The sequence below is a fragment of the Streptosporangium sp. OZ121 genome, from assembly GCF_051918885.1.
Taxonomy (GTDB): domain Bacteria; phylum Actinomycetota; class Actinomycetes; order Streptosporangiales; family Streptosporangiaceae; genus Streptosporangium.
Window position 1 is genome coordinate 76388 of record NZ_JBPXMC010000003.1, and the last position, 16750, is coordinate 93137.

9 protein-coding genes are annotated in these 16750 nt (G+C 66.9%); 2 read left to right on the forward strand and 7 right to left on the reverse strand.

What is annotated here, in order from left to right; genetic code table 11:
- Positions 1 to 103 precede the first annotated feature (103 nt).
- Genes ACTOQ1_RS08050 through ACTOQ1_RS08080 form a run of 7 tightly spaced genes read right to left on the reverse strand, consistent with a single transcriptional unit; the run spans position 104 to position 8630 of the window.
- Positions 104 to 2185 carry a DEAD/DEAH box helicase gene (locus ACTOQ1_RS08050; RefSeq protein ID WP_440065564.1) on the reverse strand — a complete coding sequence of 694 codons (2082 nt, stop codon included), beginning with the start codon at positions 2183 to 2185 and terminating at the stop codon, positions 104 to 106.
- Positions 2182 to 3516 carry a BREX system ATP-binding protein BrxD gene (gene brxD, locus ACTOQ1_RS08055; RefSeq protein WP_440065566.1) on the reverse strand — a complete coding sequence of 445 codons (1335 nt, stop codon included), beginning with the start codon at positions 3514 to 3516 and terminating at the stop codon, positions 2182 to 2184. The genes ACTOQ1_RS08050 and brxD overlap by 4 nt, the downstream gene beginning before the upstream one ends.
- On the reverse strand, positions 3513 to 4877 hold the full coding sequence (locus ACTOQ1_RS08060) for a hypothetical protein (protein WP_440065568.1): 1365 nt from the start codon (positions 4875 to 4877) through the stop codon (positions 3513 to 3515). Before ACTOQ1_RS08060 ends, brxD begins: the two co-directional genes overlap by 4 nt.
- Position 4878: 1 nt before the next feature.
- Positions 4879 to 5754, reverse strand: a complete 876-nt coding sequence (locus ACTOQ1_RS08065) for a protein phosphatase 2C domain-containing protein (RefSeq protein ID WP_440065569.1) — start codon at positions 5752 to 5754, stop codon at positions 4879 to 4881.
- Positions 5755 to 5795: 41 nt separating this feature from the next.
- On the reverse strand, positions 5796 to 6467 hold the full coding sequence (locus ACTOQ1_RS08070; protein WP_440065571.1) for a vWA domain-containing protein: 672 nt from the start codon (positions 6465 to 6467) through the stop codon (positions 5796 to 5798).
- Positions 6460 to 7002, reverse strand: coding sequence for a hypothetical protein (locus ACTOQ1_RS08075; protein ID WP_440065572.1), 543 nt, complete (start codon positions 7000 to 7002; stop codon positions 6460 to 6462). Before ACTOQ1_RS08075 ends, ACTOQ1_RS08070 begins: the two co-directional genes overlap by 8 nt.
- Entirely contained in the window at positions 6999 to 8630 is a 1632-nt protein-coding gene (locus ACTOQ1_RS08080) for a hypothetical protein (protein ID WP_440065574.1), read from the reverse strand. The genes ACTOQ1_RS08075 and ACTOQ1_RS08080 overlap by 4 nt, the downstream gene beginning before the upstream one ends.
- Positions 8631 to 9179: 549 nt before the next feature.
- Between ACTOQ1_RS08080 and drmD the strand changes: the two genes are divergently transcribed.
- Together drmD and ACTOQ1_RS08090 are read left to right on the forward strand one after the other, a co-directional pair.
- On the forward strand, positions 9180 to 12332 hold the full coding sequence (gene drmD, locus ACTOQ1_RS08085) for a DISARM system SNF2-like helicase DrmD (protein ID WP_440065575.1): 3153 nt from the start codon (positions 9180 to 9182) through the stop codon (positions 12330 to 12332).
- Between the two features lie 20 nt (positions 12333 to 12352).
- Positions 12353 to 16486, forward strand: coding sequence for an Eco57I restriction-modification methylase domain-containing protein (locus tag ACTOQ1_RS08090; RefSeq protein ID WP_440065577.1), 4134 nt, complete (start codon positions 12353 to 12355; stop codon positions 16484 to 16486).
- Positions 16487 to 16750: the final 264 nt, after the last annotated feature.

The following is a 16750-nucleotide window of genomic DNA, read 5'->3' on the forward strand; positions in this document are numbered from 1 at the left end:
GGACCGGCTCGGGCAGCCCATCCTTGACGTCTCCCGGCCGGTAATGGGTTTCTCAGGGAATGACGCCCTGGCGCCTACGGATTCAGATGTCCGATCACCCTGATCACCGGACCAGAAGACGCGTCGGTTCGCTGAGTACGGAGGCCGCGGCAGGAAAGTCGGCCAGGCGGGCGGCCAGCGTCTCGACGGCGAGTCCGCGCGGTAGCGCGGTGTTGAACTTGAGCCCGTTCAGCGCCCTGTCGTCCACCTGCGGATGCCGGAGATGGAGAGCGTGAAGATCGGCACGTCGCAGTGGTCCGGTGAGATCGGCGCGGAGCCTGACGTACAGGTCGTCCACTCGATGCAGGGGATCGGCCAGCGATCCCAACGTGGCCTTCAGCGTGGCGTTGCCCCGGTAACCCGCCCATGTCCACCAGCGGAGGTCGCCGTCCTCGCGCACGATCACGGTGCCGTCGGGGTAGACGGTGTCGGAGATCTCCGCGCGCACCTTGGCGAGTGCGTCGGCAGCCCGGCGGGTGAGCCGTACCGGAGGGTCGGCGCCCAGGGCGACGTCCCGCATGGCGCGGGCCAGCGCGAAGGACGTGCCACCGGAAGCGGCGGACGTCCAGCGGGCCTCCCCTCCGGTTCCCTCCACGGGGTCGACGAAGCAGCGCCGCCGCTTCCAGTCGATCCAGTCGACCTTCCAGGTCCGTCCCGCCAGAAGCAGCAGGCGCGGGCCCTGAACCGAGGAGGTCAGCGAAGTGGGGTCGGTACGGCCGATCTCGACACTGCCGTGCATCACAGTGAACTCAGGCGGCGCGGTGAACACCGCGGTCAGGTCCATGAAGTGGCGGCGCCCGAAGCGCTGTTCCGCCTCCGGCCCGATGAGCAGCATGCCGCCGTCCCGTTCGAGGAATCCTTCGGTGATCAGGTGGTCGAGCACGGGTTGGGCGGAACGACATTCGAAGGGGGACAGGCCGTTCCACCAGTCCGGCCAGAGCGAGTCGCCGATCCGTCCCTCCTGCAAGGTGAGCGCGAGGAACTGCTGCGCGACGATGTGCCGTGGGTCCGATGGCGGTTGCACGGGTTCGACGTAACCCGTGCCCCACAGACGCAGCAGTCCGGCCGCGGCGAGCAGGTCGTCCCGGCTCAGCGCGAGCAGCAGGCAGTTGCGGGTAGCGGCCGAGCGCCGTCCGGTGCGGCCCAGCCGCTGCAGGAACGAGGCGACTGACCAGGGCGCGTTGATCTGGATGACCCGGTCCAGGTCGCCGACGTCGACCCCCAGTTCCAGGGTGGAGGTGGAGACGATGACGCAGTCGCGGGCCTGGGCGAAGGCCTCCTCGGCTCGGCGGCGCTCGTCGGCGGAGAGCGAGGCGTGAGAAAGGAAGGTGGTCACGCCGTAGCCGCGGAGTGTCTCGCCCAGTTCCTCGACCATGCGCCGGGAGTCGCAGAAGACCAGCCGCTTCTCACCCGCGTGCAACGCGGCGATGACCCGTGCCGCGTTGGCCACGGAGCCGACATGGTCGAGCTCGATGTCGGGGGAGCGGGAATCGGATGTCGTCTCGGAAGCGATCACTCGTGCGGGCCGGCCCGTACCGGCTCCCTGCAGCCAGGAGAGCAGCTCGCCGGGGTTGCCGACGGTGGCCGAGAGACCGATCCGCTGCAGTGGGCGTCCGGTCAGACGGGTGAAGCGTTCCAGGACGCAGAGCAGGTGCCAGCCCCGGTCGTCCTTGGCGAAGGCGTGCACCTCGTCCACCACCACCGTCCGCAGTTCCCCCATGAAACGCCGGTGGTCCACCCGGGTTCCGATGAGCATCGCCTCCAGCGACTCCGGGGTGGTCAGCAACACGTCCGGTGGGTCACGCAGGATCGACTGCCGCCGAGAGGCGGGAACGTCGCCGTGCCAGAGCTCCACCCGCCTGCCCAGCCAGGTCGCGTACCGCTGCAGCCGTGGCAGCAGGTTGTTGAGCAGGGCCTTCAGCGGGCACACGTAGATGACCGACAGGCCGGTCCACCGCCGCTCCTCCATCATCGAGAGCAGGGGGAACACCACCGCCTCCGTCTTGCCCCCGGCGGTCGGGGCGACTAGCAGCGCGTCGACTCCGTCCCCGATCGGGGTGAGGGCGTCGGCCTGCAACGGCCGGAGCCGGGGCCAGCCAAGAGTGTTGCTGACGTGGTGGGCCAGCGTCGGATGCAGCGTGGTCACAGTAGGTCGAGTTCCACCTCGTCCGCCGACACGGCCCGGCGCGCGCGGCGGTTCGCGTTGCGCTCGTCGTCGTTCAGGTCGGTGTCGAGGACCGTCAGCCGATAGTGCTCACGGGGGTCGAACTCCTCGTGCTCGGCCACCCGGTGCAGCACGTCCGCGACGAGTTTGCGCAGGAACGTCCGCGGAGCCGTACCTACCCCAAGGTGGCCCGCGACAGCGGTGGCCAGTTCCTTGACGTAGCCGTCGTCGACCAGCGTCCTGATCCGGGCCTCGGCGGGGTTCCCCTCGGCGTAGAGGTCGCGTACGGCACAACCGAGCTGGACCAGCTTGTCGGTGTCGAAACCGGTGAGCCGGATCTGTACCGCGCGGGCCGTGTCGAACCGGGGATCGGTGTCGAAGTCGGTGGCCAGCCGCTGGGCGAGCGGCGTGAGCCGCTGCACTCCCTGCTGGCCGTCGTAGAATGCGGGGGTGCCGGTGATGACGAGATACAGGCCGGGGAACCGGCCCTTGTCGATCTCGTCGATGAGCTGCCGGAGCGTGTTGAGGCTCCGTTCCCGGATGTCGCTGCGCATCCGCTGCAGTGTCTCGATCTCGTCGAGCACGACGAGCAGCCCGGGATGGCCGCAGTCGCGCAGCACGGTCAGCAGGCCCTGCAGGAAGCCGAGGGCGTTCCCCGAGTCCAGGTCGCCCTTGATGCCCGCGTAGCGGCGGACCGACGCCGCCACGTTCGGCTCCCCGCCCACCCACGCCAGCAACCCGTCAGCGGTGGCCTGGTCTCCGGCGAGCCTGGCTCGGCGGTAGAAACGCAGCGCGGTGGCGAAGGCGGGTGCGGTCTGGGCCGCCTTTTCGAGCCGGGACTCGATGAGCTCTTCGACCGCCGAGACCATCGACCGCCGGTCGTCTTTGGCGATCCCGGCTGCGGCGCTCGCGTCGTCCTCCAGGGTGAGCAGCCAGGTGTCGACGATCTCGCGCAGCGCGCTCGGCGGGCTGCTGGCGGTGGAGAGCCCGCCGATCAGGGCGCGGTAGACGGTTTCCAGCTTGTGCAGGGGCGTCTGGGTGTCTGAGATCTGGATCTCGCTGGTCGCCATCCTCATCCGCTTCGCCCGCTCGGCGAGCCAGCGCGCGAAGAAGGTCTTGCCCGAGCCGTACTCGCCGCGGATCGCCTTGAAACCGGCGCCGCCCCCGGTCACGGCGCTGAGATCCTCGTCGAGCGCCTTCTCGAACCGCTCCATGCCGACCGCGAAGAGGTCGAGCCCGTTCTGCGGTACGGTGCCGCGCCCCAGGGCGTCGATGATCTGCCGCCGTCTCGCCCGGCTGACCTTGCGTGTCATGGCTCAACCTCCTCGTCGAGAAACTGTTCCTTCAGGAGTCCAAGGTTCAGGTCGACGGTCTGGTCGCCGTCCTTGAGCGTGAGGACGTCGAAACCGTCGACGTTGAGCAGCCGCTTCGCCGCGACCATCAGCAGCCGGGTCCTGTCCACCGGCTCACCGACCAGCGTCGCCACCTTCGTCACGGCGAGACGGCCACCGCGAGCCTCCAGACCGTCGAGCAGCAGCACCATCTGGTCATCGGCGATCGCGGCGGGGGAGGTCCGCCGCTGTTCGGCGAACACGTCGGACGCGGTCACCCGTTCGCCGAGCGTCAGGGGGCGAGTCGGTGACCCGACCGGGAAGCTCCGCCTCGGAGGGGGCGGTGTGGTCTGCGATACAGGTCTTATCTGTGGTCGGGAGACGGGCACGGAGATCCGAGGAGGACGTGACGGCGACCCTGCCGCGAGGCCATTCGTCGGCAGGCCGACCGGTTTAGGAGGCTGCCGGAGCTGGGGCCGGTTCACGGCGATCCACTTGCGGCCGACGAGCGCCTGGATCCATTCCTTCGCCGTCGGGCGAGACCCACGTGGCCCCTGTGCCCGTGTGAACAGTTCGGTGACCGCGTCCGCCGTCTGCGGCTTCAACCCGGGGAGCGGCGTCAACGTCTTTCCGGGGCGGACGTAGGCGTCACGGGCCAGAACGCGACCGACGAGCAGGGCGAGCTTGTAGCGGTCGGTGTCCAGATCGGGGCCGGTGGACGGCTGGAGAGGATCGTCCCAGTCGGGGGTGTGCGCCTGCCGCAGCACCGGCTCCCCGCCGCAGCGGCGGAAGCCGTCACAGTCGAGGAGGAACACACTGTACGGCGGGGCCGGCCGCCAGAGCAGGTTGCGGAATGAGATGTCACCGAGCACGAATCCATGGCCGTGCAGTATGTCGATCAGGCGGGTGGCGGCGAGCGCGATCTCGACGCGGCCCGTGATGTCCGGCTGGTGCAAGCTCTGCCAGGTGTGGCCGGGCGGGAACAACAGATACTGCACCTCGACCAGCTTGGACGCGTCACCGATGGGCCCGCTGAACTCGTCGGGGACCTCCCGCATCAGGAATCCGGTGATCCGGTCTCCGTCGCGGATCCGGGCCGTTGGCCACGCGCACTGGCTGAACAGCAGTCGCCGCTCCGAGGGGGGCAGGGCGTGACCGAAGTCCACCAGGTCGGTGAGGGCCGCCTCGTTCACCGTCCCGGCCTGCGGCATGTACTCCTTGTAGACGAGCGGACCGGGGCCGTGCACCCGGGTGACCACGCCCTGACCCCCTTCGCCTATAGGCTCCGGCTCCAGGGACAGCGAGGTGCGCTGCCGGTCGTGCGGATGTGTGACGAGGGCCACGTCAGACTCGCCACACGCAGATCGCCGTACGGTCGTCGTCGTAGCTCTTCGCGCGGAAACTGAACTGCCAGAAGAACTCCGGCAGGGAGGGCGGCTCCGGCCGGCTCCACCAGTCCGACAACCGCTCACCGACCTCTTTGTTCTGTGTCATCGGTTTGGCGAGCCCGTCCGTGCAGAGCAGCAGCATGTCGCCCGGCTCCAGGGTGTGGACCGAGACCTCGACCCGACCGGTGCCACCGGGAAGCGCGTGGGTGGCCGAGGAGCCGATCTCCTGCTCGTCCTCGGGAAAGCAGGAGACCCAGACGCCCTTGTGCAGCAGCATCGCCGCGCTGTCGCCGATCCGGATGAGGCGCACCCGGGTCGTCGAGGTCTCCTCGCCGTGGTCGATGACCGCAGCGAGGAACGTGGTGCTCAGCGAGTCCGCCGGAAACCCGCCCTGGTCGGCCCAACCGTGAAGATCGTCGGCGATGTTCTCGGCGAAGTGCTCGGCCGCGGTCGTGATGTCGGCGTGATCGAGGAAATCGGTGAGGTTGCCGTAGGCGGCCCTGCACGCGGCGGCGGATCCGAGGTGCGACATCTCCTTGCTGCCGAGCCCGTCGGCGACACAGGCCAGCAGCCTCGACTCGTCGACCTTCCAGAACCCCATCGAGTCCTGGCGGGGCGTGCCGTAGTAGCGGTGCGCGTCTCCCCGGACGGAGGCGGCGCGCATCACCAGTCCGGGCAGTGTGGCACCGTCCAGGACGCTGTCCGGCGGGCTCTCCCGTACGGTCGAGGGCGGCCCGGGAAGCGAGCCCAGCATGGGTCTGCGGCCGATGACCAACGGTTCGGGGATTTCGAGAACCGGTTCGTTCGCCGGATTCTGCTGAAGCCATCGCATGTCGATGTTCCTTGTTTTCCTGTTTCCTCTTCCGGCAGTGTTCAGACCGGATCCGCGGTCAGTACCGTGTAGCCCTTGATCTGGTCGGGCACGAACATTTGGGCGCCGTTGGACGAGCTGGACGACGACGCGATCGCTGAGTTGACCACGGATTTCAACAGCTGCTTGGCGAACTCGCGGAGCGCCTTGTCGGGAGTGGCGCCGTCGTCGGCGATGAACGCCCGGAAGGTCATCACCTCTCGCAGGGTCGCGGGTTCGGCGTCCCCGAAACCGAAGGCCAGGATGGTCGGACGCGCGGAGAAACCGGGGTCGGTCAGCCGCCGGTGCTCCGCGTGCCAGTCGTCCGTGGGCAGGCCGTCGGTGAGGAAGAAGACCGTCGGGCGGAAAGGCACGTGGCCGGCCTGCTTGAGCTCCTTGATGTCCTGCTCGATCGTGTCGCGCAGCAGTGAGAACGCGGCCCCGTAGTTGGTCACCCCCTGAGCGGTGAGTTCCGGGATCGATCTGACCTCGTTGAGGTCGGTGAGGGGAAGGATCACGTCGGCGGTCGTGTGGAATCCGATGATTCCGAGCCTGACCTTGTCGGCGACCACCGGATTGCTGGCGATCTCGTTGTAGAGGTTGGCCAGCTCCCTGTTGATGGCGTCGATCGGGTCACCCCCCATCGAACCGGACTCGTCGCAGACGAGGTAGAAGGGGAGTACCTGCTCACTCATGTGATGATCCTCGGTTGTTGGAAGGGGAAGAGCAGCCGTTCGTGACGAAGTAGATCTCCATGGAGATCGACCCGGCGGCGGCGGAGAGGTCGTGGAAATTACGGGTCGCGGCCGTGCCGAAGATCTTCGGGTAGGCCGTGCCGATGGCGGCGTTGACGCGGGTGGCGAGCCGGACACCCTCTCCGGCGCCACCGGCCCCAAAGGTCAGCACCATTCCCGCGTGCCGGCCGGCCAGGTGCTTCTTGTAGCGCAGGAGCTTCTTCTTCACCTGCGCGGTCAGGACACGGTCGTCGGCGCCCGGGTTGACCCGGAACGAGATCTCGATCGGTTTGGCCCGGACACCTCCGACACGGGTCACGCAGGCAGACGGGGACGGGGTAGGGGTGGCTCCCGCGCTTTCTCCCGTCGGTGGCCTGACCGGTCTGGAAGGTGGCGCCTGGGCGCCGAGCATGACGATCATGAGACCGAGCAGCAGGTCGGCGAAGAGCCAGCCGGCCAGCAGGATCGGGGTGGTGGTTCCGCGCCTGGCGGTCACCACAGGGTTTCCTGGCTGCGATCCGCGCGGTCCGCGCGGCCGGGGACGGCGGGGGTGAGGAGGACGGCGGCGTGCTCCATCGAATCACGCAACTCGACGATCGCCCCCTTCAGGCCGGCGAACTCGTCGTCGGAGAGCTCGCGCATCCTCGCCGGCAGCTCGGCCAGCACCCCGGCGATCGCGACCGGGAGCCGGTCGAGCGTGTCGCGGGTCTGTTCCAGGAGGGAGACCGTTCTTCCTGAGGTGTCGGAGACCATCTCGATCCGGGAGGCGTGGGCGCCGGCGGTGTCCGACCAGTCGCCGAGGGCCCCGCGGATCTCCGCACCGGTGTCTCCGAAGGTCCGGCGCAACTCCACGGCCGTGGTGGTGAAGGAGTCGGTGACCTCGTCGCCGATGCGGCTGACGGCTCTCTCCGTCGAGGAGCCGACCGAATCGATTGCCACCGCGGCCCGGTCGACGGCGTAGCCGATGCTCGCCGTCACCTTGACCAGCTCTTCGATGCGGTCGTCCAGGCCTGTGACGGTGCCCTGGACGGCGTCCACGGACCTGAGGAGACCGTCGTCGAACCCGTGTCGCATGCTCACCGCCGCCTCGCCCAGCTCGCCGACGCGGAGGTCCAGGGTGGAGACGGTCGACTGGACGGACCGGGTGGACCGCTCGAGTTCGTCGGCGAACGCCTGTCGCATGTCGAGAGTGGTCTGCGAGATCGTCGTCGACAATCGCTCCCCGACGCTTGTGACCGCCAACCCGGTCGTGGATCCGAGAGCCTCGATCATCTCCGAGACCTGTCCCACCGCTGCGGCCATGTCGTCACAGGCGATGTCGATGTTCGCCACGTGGGTACCGAGGGCGGCCATGGCCTCCCGCACGTCCGCCGCGCCGCCGGTCAGCAGTTCGGTGGTCTGCTGGGTGGCCTTCCAGGTAAGGGTCAGCGTGTCGACCAGTTCGGTCTGCGCCTTGCGCACGGTCTCACCGACGAGGTTGATCTCGGACGCCGTCCTGGTCAGCTCGGCTCCGAACCGGGCCGGTGAGGAGAGCCGGACCTGACCGAGCAGCAGGCTCGCCCTGGTCAGCGCCCGGCGGAGCCGGGCACGGAGAAGTGCCAGATCACGCTCGGAGGTGTTGTCCTCGCGCTCCGCGCTGTTTCGGGTGACGTTCTCGAAGACGGTCCAGAAGATGAGCAGGAAGATTGCGCAGATCGTGCACAGGGCGATGTTGTCGAATTCGAAGAACCCGTTCAGGCGGCCGTCGAAGCCCTGCTGCCACATCTCCAGAAAGGGCCGCTGGGCGGCCTCGGAGCCATTGGCCTGGAGAACCTCGCCGTACGCCCCGGTGGCCTCCTTCAACCCCCACCAGGTGATGAGGATCGGGGCGAAGATCAGGGAGGAGCTCATAAGAATGCGGAACCAACGGAAGGTCTTCTTCCGCTGCGTCTCCGCCGGTTCTCCGCTCGGGACGATGCTGTTCTCAGGCGAGAAGGCGGCGAACAGGTCGACCTCACACCAGCGTTCGGCCTCGTCGGAGTCGGTGATCGCATGTGCGAGGTCGCTCAACTCGGCTTCACGGGCCGCCAGGCGGGGATCGGCGGCGAGCTCACGCAGCTCGGCGGCGAGCTCGTGCTTCCGCACGGACAACCACCACCCTCTCACTAATAAATTCGGACATAAATCAATAAACGTGACGCGAAGCCTGGTTTAACTTTTTCGACGGTTATTGCGGCATGTGACACTTGCGTTAGCGGACGCATCAGAAAGTGACTGGGTTTACCGTCGAAGCAGGAGTGATGCGAGATTGTCGGTCGCGCCGAACGTTCCCGGCTCGTGACAGTCGGGGGTTGATGTCTGGGGGCGCTTTCGGGTGCCGGACGCCCCTTTCGTTCGCGGGGTGGGTGACGGGAGGCGTCCGGTAATCCGATCGGGCGGGTGTCGCGTCACCCTGCTGTAGGTTAAGCCACTTTCGGTGAAATGTGAACTGAGCACACATGTAGCTGTTCCTGTAGACGCGAAACACCTATGTGACGTACAGTCCAGTCCCAGCCCTTGACGGAACGGTCACGGGGCGATCTTCTTGTAGATCCTTTACTCCCGTCTTCCCCCCGACGGCCATGCTCCCCTGCGTTCACGGCATGGCGCCCCGGGCGAGGGTGCGGCGGGAGCGCCGCCGACGAGGAGTTGACAGTGACGATCGCGACCCCCCCGAGCGCGACCCGGCAGCGACCGGACATCGGGGCCCTGGTGGAGGTCCGCGGACAGCGCTGGGTGGTCAGCGAGGTCGACGCCGGCGAGCCCAGCACCCTGGTCGGCCTGCAGAGCGTCGAGGATGGCCGGTACGGCGACCGGCTCGACGTCGTCTGGGAGATCGAGCCCGGCCGCCGCGTGCTGCCCAGCGGCTCGCTGCCCGACGTGACCCCCGACGGTTTCGACCCGCCGGAGCGGCTGGCCGCCTTTCTCGACGCCATCCGCTGGTCCGCGGTGGCCAGTGCCGACGTCAAGACGCTCCAGGCGCCGTTCCGCTCCGGGGTCGCCATCGAGGACTACCAGCTGGAGCCGGTGGCCCGCGCCCTCGACGCGCCCCGGGTGAACCTGCTGCTCGCCGACGACGTCGGTCTCGGCAAGACCATCGAGGCCGGGCTCGTCGCCCAGGAGCTGCTGCTCCGCCACCGTGCCCGCAGCATCATGATCGTCTGCCCGGCGGGGCTGACCCTCAAGTGGCGCGACGAGATGGCCGAGAAGTTCGGCCTGGACTTCACCATCGTCGACACCGAGCGCTGCGCGGTGGTCCGCCGCACCCACGGCAGCGCCGCCAACCCGTTCCAGGTCCACCCGCTGACGATCGTCAGCCTCCCCTGGCTGCGCGGCCCGAAGGCCCAGCGCCTGCTGAACGAGGTGCTCGACTCCTCAGGGCTGGAGCGCCGTTTCGACCTGCTCATCCTGGACGAGGCACACCACGTCGCCCCCGCCGCGCCCAAGCAGGTCTACGCGGTCGACTCCCAGCAGACCAAGCTGATCCGCCATCTCGCCCCGCACTTCACCCACCGGCTATTCCTCTCGGCGACCCCGCACAACGGCTACGACGCGAGCTTCACCGCGCTGCTGGAGATCCTCGACGACCAGCGTTTCGCCAGGGGCGTCGATCCCGCGAAGGCCGCCGTCGGGGAGGTGATGGTACGCCGGCTCAAGCGGCACATCGTCAACGACGACGGCAGCAAGCGCTTCCTGGAGCGTGACGCCAAGGCCATCCCAGTGCGCTACCCGGAAGACGAGCGCGAGGCCCACGCGCTGCTCAAGGAGTTCGCGGAGCTTCGCCGGACACGGCTCAACCGGAACCGAAAGGGCCGCAAGGCGGCCGACCTGGTGACGCTGCTGCTCAAGAAGCGGCTCTTCTCCAGTCCGGCCGCGTTCGCCCACACCGTCGGCGTCTACCTGAGCACCGTCTCCGACCGGTTGGCCGAGACGGACGATGACGACGACGCCCCCGAGTGGGTGCAGGACTTCTGGGACGAGACGGCCACCCTCGACGACGAGCCGCTCGCCGAGGCCGAGGACGACGCCATCGGCATGGCCGCGCCGCTTCAGGGCGCCGCCACCGAGGGCGAGGTCGAGCTGCTCGACCGGATGCGCGCCTGGGCACTCGACTACACGGGCGCCCCCGACGCCAAGGCCCGCGAGCTGATCACCTACCTCAAGGCGGTCTGCCGCCCGGACGGGCGGTGGCTCAACGAGCGGGTCGTCGTCTTCACCGAGTACCGCGACACCCAGCGGTGGCTGGCCGAGCTGCTCCGCCAGGAGGACCTGGCAGGGGCGCACCTCGCCATCCTGCACGGCGGGATCGCCGCCGACGAGCGCGAGCAGCTCAGGGTCGCCTTCCAGACCGACCCGGCCGAGCACCCGGTACGCATCCTGCTGGCCACCGACGCCGCCAGCGAGGGCATCGACCTGCAGAACCACTGCCACCGGCTGGTCAACTACGACATCCCCTTCAACCCCAACAAGCTGGAGCAGCGGATCGGCCGGGTCGACCGGTGGGGCCAGAAGCACAACCCCGATATCCGCCACTTCGTCGGCACCGGCTGGGAGCGGGCCGTCGACTCCTTCGAGGCCGACCTGGAGTTCCTCTCCCGGGTCGCGCAGAAGGTCGCCCGGATGGAGGAGGACCTCGGCTCGGTCAACGCCGTGCTGGCCGACGCCGTGCAGAGGCGGATGCTGGGCACCATCCCCGACTACGACGTGGAGCAGACGCCGCGCAAGCAGACCGTGCAGGCCGAGACGGACGTCGGCGAGCAGGTGCGCAGGCTCCGCGCCAACCTCGACGACACGGTACGCGAGCTCGGCATCACCCCGGCCGGGGTGAAACGGGTGGTCGACACCGCGCTCGGCCTGGCCGGCCAGCAGCCGCTGCGCGGGCACGTCGACGACAAGCACCTCACCGAGGGCCTGTACGACGTACCGCCGCTCACCGGCTCCTGGGAGCGCGCCACCGCCGGGCTCGCCGAGAAACTCCGCAAGAAGGACGAGGCGCCCAGGCAGCGCCCGGTCACCTTCGACCAGAAGGCCACCTTCGACCCGCAGGGCCGGGTCCGCGACGACGTGGTCCTCGCCCACCTCGGCCACCCGCTCGTCGCCATGTCCACCCGGTTGCTGCGCGCCGCCGTCTCCAACCCCGAGATCGACCTGCACCGGGTGACCGCGGTGGTCAGCGACGACCCCGCGCTGGAGACCGTGCTGGTCGGAGCGTTCTTCCGGTTCGTGCTGGTCGGTGGCGACGGCGTCCGGCTGCACGAGGAGGTCTTGCACGCCGGAGGCTGGATCCCGGAGAGCGGCCGGTTCCGGCGGCTCGACAGCGTGACCGCGCTCGGCGGCCTCCTGGGCCGGGCGCTCGCCGGCGGCACCCCAGCCTCCGCGCCGGTACGGCACCGGGTGGCCGGTCTCTGGCCGAAGGTCGGCGACGCCGTTCTCCAGTCGATCGACTGGCGCGTCGACGGCAAGGACCAGAAACGCGACCAGCTGGAGCGCAAGCTCGCCCAGCGGATGGAGGCCGAGCAGGCCCGGATGGTCGCCAACCTGGACCGGTTCGAGAGCACGCTCCGCGCCAAGCTCGCCGAGAGCGACGACGGGGACGCCCTGTTCAGCCGGATCGAGGCGAGCCGGAACAAGGAAGAGCTCGACCAGTACCGAAAAGACCGCAGATCCTGGGAGGACCGCTTGTCCCGCCTCGCCGAGGAGCGTGACCGCGAGCTCGCCACGGTCGCGGCCCGCTACCGTGACCCGCGGCCGCACCGGTTCCCGGTGGCCGTGGTCTTCGTCGTGCCGAAGCGTGAGGCCACCCGATGAGACGCGGCAGGACGTTCGGCGTGGAGCGGGACGCGGTCCGCCAGCACCAGGAGTGGCTCAGCCTCGTCGAGGTCTCGGGCCCGTTCCTCAGCGTGCCGGTGCTCAGGTCGGCCTGGCCGGAGCTCGACTCGCTGAACAAGGCGGAGCTCGACCGGCTCCGTCTCGCGCACGCCACCTGGCTGGCCGGCCGCGATCAGCGGGACCAGGCCGCCGTCCGCAGGGCCTGGATCGGTTACGTCCTGCGCGAGCTGCTCGGCTGGGGCGACGCCGTGCGGATCGGCGGGCTCGACGGCCTGACCATTCAGGTGCCCGAGCACGACACCTCCCTCACCCCGCAGTTCGCGCTGACCGTCCCGGGGTCGGCCGCCACCTCCACCACCGCGCCTGGTCCGGACCCGGTCGCGACCGCGCCGGACCCTGACACGGATTCGAGCGGGGGCGCATCGGGCTCGGTCGCGATCGGGGACGTACGGCTGCTCGGCATGATCAGCAGTGATCACCCGATGGCCCGGATGCGCACCTCCAATTGGGCCGCCACCCCCGTCGACCGGATGGCCCAGCTCTGCCGCCACCATGGCGTCGAGCTCGGGCTGGTCACCGACGGCCGCTGGTGGGTCCTGGTCTGGGCGCCCCGGGGCGGCGTCACGACCACGGCCGTCTTTGACGCGATCCCCTGGCCGGAGGCCGCCGAGCGCGACGTCGTCCGCGCGTTCGTCTCGCTGCTCAAGCTCGACCGTTTCTTCTCCGTCCCCCAGGCGGAGCGGCTGCCCGCGCTGCTCGCCGCCAGCCTGGACAACCAGGAGGAGATCACCGAGGCCCTCGGCGTCCAGGTCCGCCAGGCCGTCGAGCTGCTCGTCACCGCGATCGGCCGGACCGGCGTCCGCGACGACATCAAGGCGGACCAGGTCTACCGGGGCTCGGTGACCGTGATGATGCGGATCGTCTTCCTGCTCTTCGCCGAGGAACGCGGCCTGCTCCCCGCCGACAACGAGGTCTACGCCACCGCCTACTCCGCGGGACGGCTCTGCGCCGAGCTGGAGCAGAGCGCCATCGAGGGCACCGAGACCGAGCTGGAGAACAGCAACGCCGCCTGGCACCGGCTGCTCGCCGTCTTCGAGGCCGTCTACCGGGGCGTCGAGCACCCCCGCCTCAGCATGCACCCGCACGACGGCTCGCTCTTCGACCCCGACACCTTCGCCTGGATGCCGCTCACCATCGACGACCGGACCGTCCTGCACATGCTCAAGGCCGTGCAGTACGTCGAGGTCGGCACCGGAAAGAACCGCGAGCGCCGCAGGCTCAGCTTCCGCTCCCTGGACGTCGAGCAGATCGGCTACGTCTACGAGGGCCTGCTCTCCTTCGAGGGCTTCCGCGCGGCGGACACCGTCGTGGGCCTGGTCGGCAAGCCCGGCAAGGAGGCCGAGGTCGAGCTGACCGAGCTCGAACGCCTCGCCGCGGGATTCGGCGGTACGGCGGGCGAGGGCTTCGCCGCCAGGCTCGCCGAACTGTACAAGGACACCGGGCTCGGTACGGCCGGTGCCGTCGCCAGAAAACTGACCCCGCCGGACGCGGCCGGTGAGCTGGAGGCGACCAGGAAGCTGCTCGCGGCCACCGGCGGCGACGCCGAGCTGGCCCGGCGCCTGCTGCCGTTCGCCGGGATCATCCGCGACGACCTGCGCGGCCTGCCGGTGGTCATCCTGTCCGGCGCGCTGTACGTCACCGAGTCCGTGCTGCGGAAGAACACCGGCACCCACTACACCCCGCGCAAGCTCGCCGAGGAGGTCGTGGAGGGTGCCCTGGAGCCGCTGATCTACACGGTCGGCCCGCTGCAGACCGCCGACCGGTCACAGTGGAAGCCGAAGACGGCAGAGGAGATCCTGAAGCTCAAGGTCGCCGACATCGCGATGGGCTCGGCCGCCTTCCTGGTCGCCGCGGCCCGCTATCTGGGCGAGGCCTTGGTCGAAGCCTGGTCCCGTGAGGGCGACGAGCGCGCGGTCACCTACCTCGACGCCCGCAAGGGCGACCAGGTACGCACCGTCGACGCCGAGGCAGATCCCCTGGTCATCGAGGCCCGGCGACAGATCATCGAGCACTGCCTGTACGGCGCGGACATCAACCCGATGGCCGTCGAGATGGCCAAGCTGTCACTCTGGCTGGTCTCCATGGACCCGGCCCGGCCGTTCACCTTCGTGGACGACCGGTTGGTGGCGGGGGATTCGTTGTTGGGGATCACTTCTATTGAGCAGCTTGAGTACATGCATATGGACCCGGCGAAGGGGCGAGAGATCCACGAGGATCTTTTTGGCTGGACGGCGGGAGTGCGATCAAAGGTCGCCGAACTGGCCGAGTTGCGCCGGGGAATCGTGGATATCGAGTTGGGAGAGGACCCGTTGGCGGGGTTGGCCAAAAAGCGGGCACGGCTCGAAGAGATAGGGATCGCTTCGGCGCAGTTACGGCTTTTGGCTGACCTGACGGTAGGTGCGGCAATGGCATATTCGGGGAAGGGGGAACGGAGCCTTAAGGTTGGTTCCGAGCACGCAGCAAAGCTGGCGAATGACGTTTACGATGGAAAGGGTGAGCGAGAAGCCTGGGAGTTTCGAAAGAAGTGGTTTGCCATTGATCAAATAGATGGCGGATTTGATCGGAAGCCAATTCATTGGCCAATATCTTTTCCAGAGGTGTTCGAGCAAGGGGGTTTTGATGCTTTTATTGGGAACCCGCCTTTCTTGGGTGGTGCAAAACTAAAAACCGCAATGGGGGGAGCGTATCGCGATTATATTGTTGAGTGTATTGGTGGAGGTGTTCGCGGAGTAAGGGGAACTGCTGATCTTGTTGCATATTTCACTCTTCGTGGTCACGATATTCTTGCAAAGAGTGGCCAGATGGGTCTGATTGCTACAAATACGCTCGCACAAGGCGATAGTCGCGACCTTGCTCTTGGGCAAATCAAAAATGTTGGGAGTGAGATTAGGAAAGCGGTTAAAAGTGAGCCTTGGCCATCGAGGTCGGTGGTGCTGGAGTACTGTGCAGTTTGGATTACTCGAACCCCGCTTCCTTCAAATGCAGAGCGCATTCTTGATGGAGATAAGGTTCGCGATATAAACTCATCACTGGAGCCTGCCTCGCGGGTTTTGTGGAACCCTGAGAGGCTTGTTACATCAAAGAATCTTGCCTTCAAGGGATCGTTTGTATTTGGACTCGGATTCGTATTAAAAAACGAGGAGGTTGATCGCCTCGTCGAGGCAAGATCAACTAACCGTAATATCATATTCCCCTATCTCAATGGCGAAGATCTAAACAGTACTCCTGCCTGCTCGGCAACTAGATGGATTATTAACTTCTTCGATCTAGATTTGAGGGAGGCTGAGAATTACCCTGAATGTTTAGAAATAGTTCGACGGCTAGTGAAGCCCCAGAGAGATGGAGATCCAATCAAATCATATGAAAAATATTGGTGGAGATTTGGTGCACATAGACCGAACCTTTATCAGGCGATCAGCAAATTAGAGCATGTAATAGTTTTGGCTCAGACGAGTAAAACGGTCATGCCTGCACTGGTTGAAAGAAACCAAGTATTCGACCAGAAGATCGTGGTTTTTGCGGAAGACGATGTCGCAATGCTGGCTTTCCTGTCGAGTGCTACTCATTACTGGTGGGCGGTAAGTCGCTGCTCAACAATGAAGGCGGACCTTAGTTATACTCCTACCGCTGCCTTTGAAACACTAGTTCGGCCAGAGATGACTAATGAAATGCGAAAGCTTGGCGGTTATCTGAATAAAAAACGGTCGGAATTTATGTTAGCGAGACGGGCAGGGCTTACTAAAACCTATAATTTGGTTCACGATCCTAAGTGTCGAGACGAGGACATCGTCGAGCTGCGCCGTATTCATAGAGCGATCGATGAAGCAGTCTGTTATGCCTATGGCTGGGATGATTTGATCGATCGCCTTGAGCACGACCATTACTCCGTGGGGCGGGATGTTCGCTATACGGTCAGCCCCTTCGCGCAGCGGGAACTGGTAGACCGGCTGTTGGAGCTCAACCACGTCCGCTACGCCGAAGAGGTCGCCCAAGGCCTGCACGACAAGGGCACCAAGAAGAGCGCGCGGAAGCCTAAGGTCGTGGCGAACACTGACCAGGAAGACCTGTTCTGACAGTCGGCAGGAGCACCGCCGCTGTCGAGAGCGTGCCACTTTCCTGGAAGCAGTGAGAACCTGACGAGAGGTGTGGCGCCGGGCTCCCGATTCTGTCGGGGATCCCGACGCCACTTCTGTGCCTCAGAGAGCACGGCATCATTGGCATCCGCATGGTGGCCCCTGATCGCCACAGCTGTAAGGCGCAAAGAGCGTCCTACCTGTTCGATGAAACGAAGTCTCTGGCGACAGGGCGAGCGTTCAGCTCATGGCATCTGGCTGATC

What these genes read in the sequence shown, in the direction of transcription:
- ACTOQ1_RS08065 (WP_440065569.1), bottom strand. Translation starts at nt 5,754, where the DNA reads ATGCGATGGCTTCAGCAGAATCCGGCGAACGAACCGGTTCTCGAAATC.
- ACTOQ1_RS08070 (WP_440065571.1), bottom strand. Translation starts at nt 6,467, where the DNA reads ATGAGTGAGCAGGTACTCCCCTTCTACCTCGTCTGCGACGAGTCCGGT.
- brxD (WP_440065566.1), bottom strand. Translation starts at nt 3,516, where the DNA reads ATGACACGCAAGGTCAGCCGGGCGAGACGGCGGCAGATCATCGACGCC.